Origin of the sequence: Xenorhabdus budapestensis (assembly GCF_002632465.1) — a bacterium.
GTDB classification, from domain to species: Bacteria; Pseudomonadota; Gammaproteobacteria; order Enterobacterales; family Enterobacteriaceae; genus Xenorhabdus; species Xenorhabdus budapestensis.
Map to the genome: position 1 here is coordinate 1 of NZ_NIBS01000047.1, position 6,050 is coordinate 6,050.

Genomic DNA, 6,050 nt, shown 5'->3' on the forward strand with positions numbered 1-6,050 from the left:
TTTGGGGGAAATTATCGGAAGAATTATCATGTTGTACACTCAGTAATTTGAGCATACAAACTAAGTACAAAATCAAATGGTTACATTTTATTAACTTAGCAGGGGATTGAAAATCCCCGTGTCCTTGGTTCGATTCCGAGTCCGGCACCAAATTTCCTAGCCTGAACGTTGAAAGTGAGAAAGTCAACGATCAGTAAAAATTTAGGAAACTGAATTTCAATCATGTCTAGTTGGTAGTTACACACATGGTTGAATGTAAGTTTCAAAAAAGAGCGCATGTTACAGCAAGCGTTCTTTTTTCATTGCTTTTTATACATAGAGTTGAACAATTCGTCAACTCCATGTAAATTTTTTTTAATTTTTTCGTCTAACGCATCACAGTTAAGCGCTGATGTTCTCCACCTAATCCCATTGTCAAATAATCAGACAATTCGTTTTCCAGCATGTGACGAATATTGTGAATATCTAGACCTATATACTCCATCGTAGAAGATAAGCTTCTATGCCCTAATACATCTTTTGTTAACTGCATGTTACGTTCAGGGTTGCGCATTAGTGTTGTCGCTAATGTATGACGGAACCGATGCGGACTAACTGGAAAACCACATTCTCTAGAGAAACGTCGGAAAAATGATTTCACAGGTTGGCTATCAATCATTTTCTCTTTATCTACTTCCCTATCTGATAGACGATGTACATTGAATAATACATCATCAGGCGTAGCTCCCCTTAACACCATTTCATTCAGCAAATTCTGTAATAATGGAGTCAGTGGGCTTAATAAAGCTACTTGGTATTCACAATGATTTTTACTGCTTTCACTTCGTAGGGTAATGGAGTTTTCTTCGAAATCAATGTCTTTTATTTGAATGTGAGCTAATTGATTTAAACGCATCCCCGTTAATCTAAAAGTTTCCATTACAACAAGCCAAAATCGTGTCGGATATAATGCGCAACAGCGATAAGTAGCTTGCTGTGCTGACATTTCCTTCTCTAGCTGTGTAAATCTCTCAAAAACACAATACATGGTACGAAGCTGTGCTTTTGTAAAAACTTTTTTCCTTTTTATTCCTGGTTCAACCTGACTATCAAAAAATGGATTATCTATTCTAGTTAACAAACCTTTCTTTATCCAAAAACTATATAACACTTGCATGTGTCTAGCCTTTGTATTCCAAGTTCGCTCGGCAACTTTTTTAACATTTAATTCATGCCTACGCCAACGTAAAACATATTTATGAGTTACTTCCTCCGGGAGGATTTGTATATTTTCTATTTATTTTAAATAATGAAGAAATAGCCTAACCATCTTACTGTACGTCTTTTCAGTATCTGGACGTAGAACCTTTGCATAAAAATATTCATCCAATAATGCATACCAAATAGGATTGTTCTTTTCCTACACTAAAGACGTTTTTTTTCATAAAGAATACTCCTATACTCCTTTTTTAATCGATATCATACTTATATTACTCCGAGGTAAAATCAACGAAGAGGCTATCTGAAGGTGTTTCTTTTACAAAAATTAAACTTACTTTCACTAGATACCCACTGGCACGTATAAACTTATTATTTCTACGTGTTTCCTCATTAATGGGAATTGGGTAGATCTTGCAAGTATAATGGCGCTTCCTTTTGTTACCCTTCTTTTCTATTCGGTGTACATTTAATGATTCGAACGCAGATAACAATTGCTTATGATCGACTTCTAATTCTGGATGTTGACGCAAAAAAAGAAAAAAAATTGCTGGAGTCTGTAAGAATAAAAATCCTGCGACACAATGTACTTTTGCATTAGCTGTATTATATTCAATGCCCTCAGTCAGCAATCCTTGTTTAAGCCATTGCCAAAACTTTATCTTTAATGATTCATTTTCTCCCTGCTTCTGCCTTTCCATCCTTGTATGCGCCTCTACAGTACTTACGTTTTCATTTCCCTTGAGAATTACATTTTTTTCAATAATTTCAAATGATTTATTTTCTATAATTGAACTATCACACACTTTACTTTCACTTTTGGTTACTTTATAGTCACATTTATGATCAGATGTGCTACATAATGGTAAACTTTCAACAAAATCACACTCTGTTACAGTATTTTCTTTTATGTCTAAAAGTGACATTACTGTTTTCACGTCATCACTAATAGATTCTTCTGTATTTACAGTAAAAGTAGTTTCTGCTACTCCTGATAACTCCTCACTCTGTGAATTAACGTTATTAAAAGCACTTTTTAACAATGCTATGTCTGCATTCTGTATCTCTTCATGATTCTCATTCATTCCACTTTGTATATGTGTTGCAGATGGAATAGAAGATGTATCACTAAAATTTTCGCTGACTTCTAAAACAGGACTATCAACAATTTTCTCCAGATCATCATTTGATTCATTTTGTAATTTTAGAGTAATAATTTGTGATGCGGCTATATTTGGTAGCTTACTCACAGCTTCATCAATCAAATCACTAATATCTCTTCCCCCTTCCCATTTTCCGGCTATACAGTGCATTAGAGCCTGTAATGCTTCTGGTGTTTCACTCAACCAATAAATAGCCTTTTCTGGCAATAGGGTATAACTCATTAATGCTCCTGAAATTGATCGCAGTTCTTCTATATTTGAGCTATCAGATTTAAATCGAAAACGGTAAGCTTTATTCGGCGTAATAATTCCAGGCATCCAACAACGCTGATCTATATATTCTCCGTCAAATTGTCTCATCAAAGGCAACCAATGAAGCATAGAAGCATAAAATACTACAGCGTTCCAAGCACCACTTTGGCTGGCTTGTTCTTCCGGTAACGCTCCTGTTGGTAATAGCTTCTTTTTTGATAGCCTAACCGAATAAACCATAGTAAGTAATATCAGATCAAGAAGACCCCCTTCCTGAGAAAAAGCTCCCTGTTTAAAAGCTGGTAAGTTCTGAATTCGCTCAGCACACTGTTGAAGAGGAGATAAGAAAAACTCTTGATATTGTGATTTTGACAGTGAAACATTCTCCCAAAGTTGCTGTAAACAGTTCTGACGTAATTCAGTATTTAATAAATCACATGACTTTTTAGGCAAAAAATAGCCATCCGGTGCAGTGAGCATTTCATTCTTTGATTTGTTTCCCCCCGAAACACCGGAAGCACTATTGCGGTGATTCAGCCATTCTTTAAATATTCTCATATTTTTATTTGTTTCCCCCCGAAACATCGGAAGCGCTATCAGATACATTCTGATTAACTAAATTCTCTTCTGATGGTTTTTCTCTATTAGCAAGCACAATGACAATAATGTCATTAATTATAAGCTTCTTACGTGCACGAGTTGCGGCGACATAGAGTAGGTTTATTTCATCTCTCCTGGCGAGTTATATCTGCTTTACTTTCGTTAGTTACCGTAAATTTACGCATTATTTCTAAATTTTGTGGTAGCGGAAAATACCGTTCTAACAGGTTGATAGATTGCATCATTTCAACATCTTGTGTAGCTCTGGCTATTCGACAATATTCATCATAATCTTTGTAATCTCGCATTAAACGAGGCTGTTGTACTTTCTGTGGCATATCTACCGAGAACCAATACAGATCTTCCAGTTCCTCAGTTCGATAAGCTTCAATCCCTCCAACCCAATACACTGATTTTTTTTCTTTTGCAGCCCCTAGTGCTGTATCAATTACACCAGCTACCGTTCGGCTCAATACCGCTTTATGAGGTACATCAAAATATTGTGGTAACAAAACTTCATCTTCTTCCCCCAACCCAATAACCTGGTGAGTTTCACCATCCAAGGCAAGTAACGCATTCGCAATCTCAGCAACATGTGGACCAAAACGAAAACTATTTGTTAGCCATAAGCGATCAGCATCAGCTAATTGTGGCGCATCTAAGGCATTCTCTGCCCCCCGGAAACGGTAAATTTGTTGATGCTTATCGCCAACTAAAACCACATTTATGTTTTGGCTTAAAACAATTGCATGAGTGACAGGATTAGCATCTTGAGCTTCATCAAACAAAATCGTTTGATAGTTGCCAGATAAATCAGGTTGGGATAATTGATAAAGTTTTAAATAAGTATCATGTGTAACCGGAAAGGATTCATTCAAATTTTTCATCAAATTCCAAATATGTTCTGATCTTTGAATGACTTTAATAGGGTCAATGCCCTGTATTACCTCTTCATCTGGGCAATGAATTAGTTTTATTTTTATATCATCACTGGATAGGAAACGATTTAACGTACTTTGAACTCGATGTGCTAATGACCAATGACGAGTATTTAAAGCTCGCGCAATGTCTGTAATACGCAGTTGATTAACCAATCTATTTTTATAATGACGTCCTTGGTTTAACCAGGCTAATTGATGTGAGGTTTTACATTCAACATTAAAAGGAAACTTACGTTCTGCTTCTTCTCTTACGGCACGATTAAAAGCCAAATAGAGCATTGAAACTTTAGGATTAGCTAACGCATAATTTACTAATGTAGATGTTTTCCCTGTTCCCGCAAACGCATTTACTACTAATTTTGAACCATTCCATTCCACCACTGCTTTTTGTTCATCCGTCAGTGTAAACATGAATAGCGCCTCTATTTAAAATAGCCAATTTAATTTACGATAATAATTAAAAACGCGGGGACTTAAGTACAGTAAAAACTCTTTTTCCATTTTGATAAAAAAACGCCTCCGAAGAGGCGCGTTTACTTTTTATTTTCTAATAAGAGACTGGTACTTTCGATATATCTATCGGTATTCCTATCTTATTAAAAGCTTCTACAGGTGATACACCTTGCTCAATGAAATCTTTTACTGTCTCATCATCACACAATACTGTATCACTTAATGTTACACCTACATGTTGTATTAACAACATGTGCGCCAGCAATTTGAAACGAATAATGTTGTATCGCATATATTCCCCTATGCTACTTTCGCATTATGGGATGTACGCAAATTTAACAAGTATTCACTTGCTTCCCTGGCTTGCTTACATGCTCTAAAAAGAGCTTTTTTATCCTTTTTTAAAATAGATAACCAATGTTCAATATAACTTTCATGGTTAACTTCACCGAACACTTCCAAATGAGTACAAAGAAAAGCACTTCCCATTTCAGCAACTAATTCTTCAAAAGCATATATAGGATCACCGAATTTTCGAGTTATGCTTGTTATTCCCTCCCTATTCAATCGGCTTGCATGTCCGGTACTATGCACCATTTCATGTAGCAGTGTAGACCAATAGTCAGCTTCCGTATTAAATTGCTCCACAAGAGGCATTACGATACGATCACCAATTATTCCGTAATAAGCCCTATTTTGTGGTAATGAAGTCATCTTTACACCAGTAGCATTCAACATTGTGGATACTTCGCTCCTGATTCTAGGTGAAAGAATTTCCTGTCTATCTTCCGGTATTCGTCCACCTTCATGTAATAGATGTTCTGGCAGCCCGTCACACTGAATAACATTGAATAACTGATTACTCTTCAGCATGGCACACTGCTTCATCAGAGGCTGGCCTTCACTGTCAAACAATAAATCGTTATCCTCATCTCTAGCCTGAATTTCATACGATTTATATATTACAGTAAGAGTAGAACGCTCTCCTTTTCGAACCTGTCCCCCTAACTGTTGAGCTTGACGATACGTTAACCAACTGTTGATATTAGTTCCCATCTCCTCCGCAGACATCCACAACAATAGTATATTCACACCATTATAATGGTTTCCAGTCATTGCATTAGTAGGTAACATATCCCCAAATCGTTTAGTCGCAGAACGCCAGGGCCTTTTCCACGGAAGAGTGCCTTTTTCCAAGGCACTAATAATTTTATCAGTCACCTGTTGATAGATATCCTTTTCTACATCTACATTAGTTTTTTTCTTCAATTGAGAGTACTCCCAAAAAAGTGTACTCTCCCAGGCGGTGAGAGTACACCGCCTAGTGAAATAAGTAAGATAAGAGTAACGCGATGCTCGACTTTTATGATGAGTTGAAATGACATAGCCGCTCCTTTATAACTTTAAGTCGTCAAAAATAGAGAAATAAAGGAACAAAAGGCTA

Annotated in this window: 4 protein-coding genes and 1 pseudogene; all 5 read right to left on the reverse strand. The window is 36.4% G+C overall.

Annotated elements, in window-relative coordinates; genetic code table 11:
• Nucleotides 1-367 precede the first annotated feature (367 nt).
• The 5 genes and pseudogenes from Xbud_RS18170 to Xbud_RS18190 all read right to left on the reverse strand — a co-directional run bounded on the left by Xbud_RS18170 (nt 368) and on the right by Xbud_RS18190 (nt 5,875).
• Nucleotides 368-1,156 (reverse strand): site-specific integrase, encoded by a 789-nt coding sequence (locus Xbud_RS18170; protein ID WP_244590036.1) that lies wholly within the window; start codon nt 1,154-1,156, stop codon nt 368-370.
• Nucleotides 1,157-1,469: 313 nt separating this feature from the next.
• Nucleotides 1,470-3,170 (reverse strand): TraI domain-containing protein, encoded by a 1,701-nt coding sequence (locus Xbud_RS18175; RefSeq protein WP_169923111.1) that lies wholly within the window; start codon nt 3,168-3,170, stop codon nt 1,470-1,472.
• A 4-nt stretch (nt 3,171-3,174) separates the two neighbouring features.
• Nucleotides 3,175-4,564 (reverse strand): annotated as a pseudogene (locus tag Xbud_RS18180) (UvrD-helicase domain-containing protein).
• 136 nt (nt 4,565-4,700) lie between these two features.
• Entirely contained in the window at nt 4,701-4,898 is a 198-nt protein-coding gene (locus Xbud_RS18185) for a TA system toxin CbtA family protein (RefSeq protein WP_099137425.1), read from the reverse strand.
• Between the two features lie 8 nt (nt 4,899-4,906).
• Nucleotides 4,907-5,875, reverse strand: a complete 969-nt coding sequence (locus Xbud_RS18190; protein WP_099137426.1) for an ArdC family protein — start codon at nt 5,873-5,875, stop codon at nt 4,907-4,909.
• Nucleotides 5,876-6,050 lie beyond the last annotated feature (175 nt).

Bases quoted from the DNA above. Each gene is read 5' to 3' on its own strand.
- Xbud_RS18170 (WP_244590036.1), bottom strand. From the start codon at position 1,156: ATGCAAGTGTTATATAGTTTTTGGATAAAGAAAGGTTTGTTAACTAGA.
- Xbud_RS18175 (WP_169923111.1), bottom strand. From the start codon at position 3,170: ATGAGAATATTTAAAGAATGGCTGAATCACCGCAATAGTGCTTCCGGT.
- Xbud_RS18185 (WP_099137425.1), bottom strand. From the start codon at position 4,898: ATGCGATACAACATTATTCGTTTCAAATTGCTGGCGCACATGTTGTTA.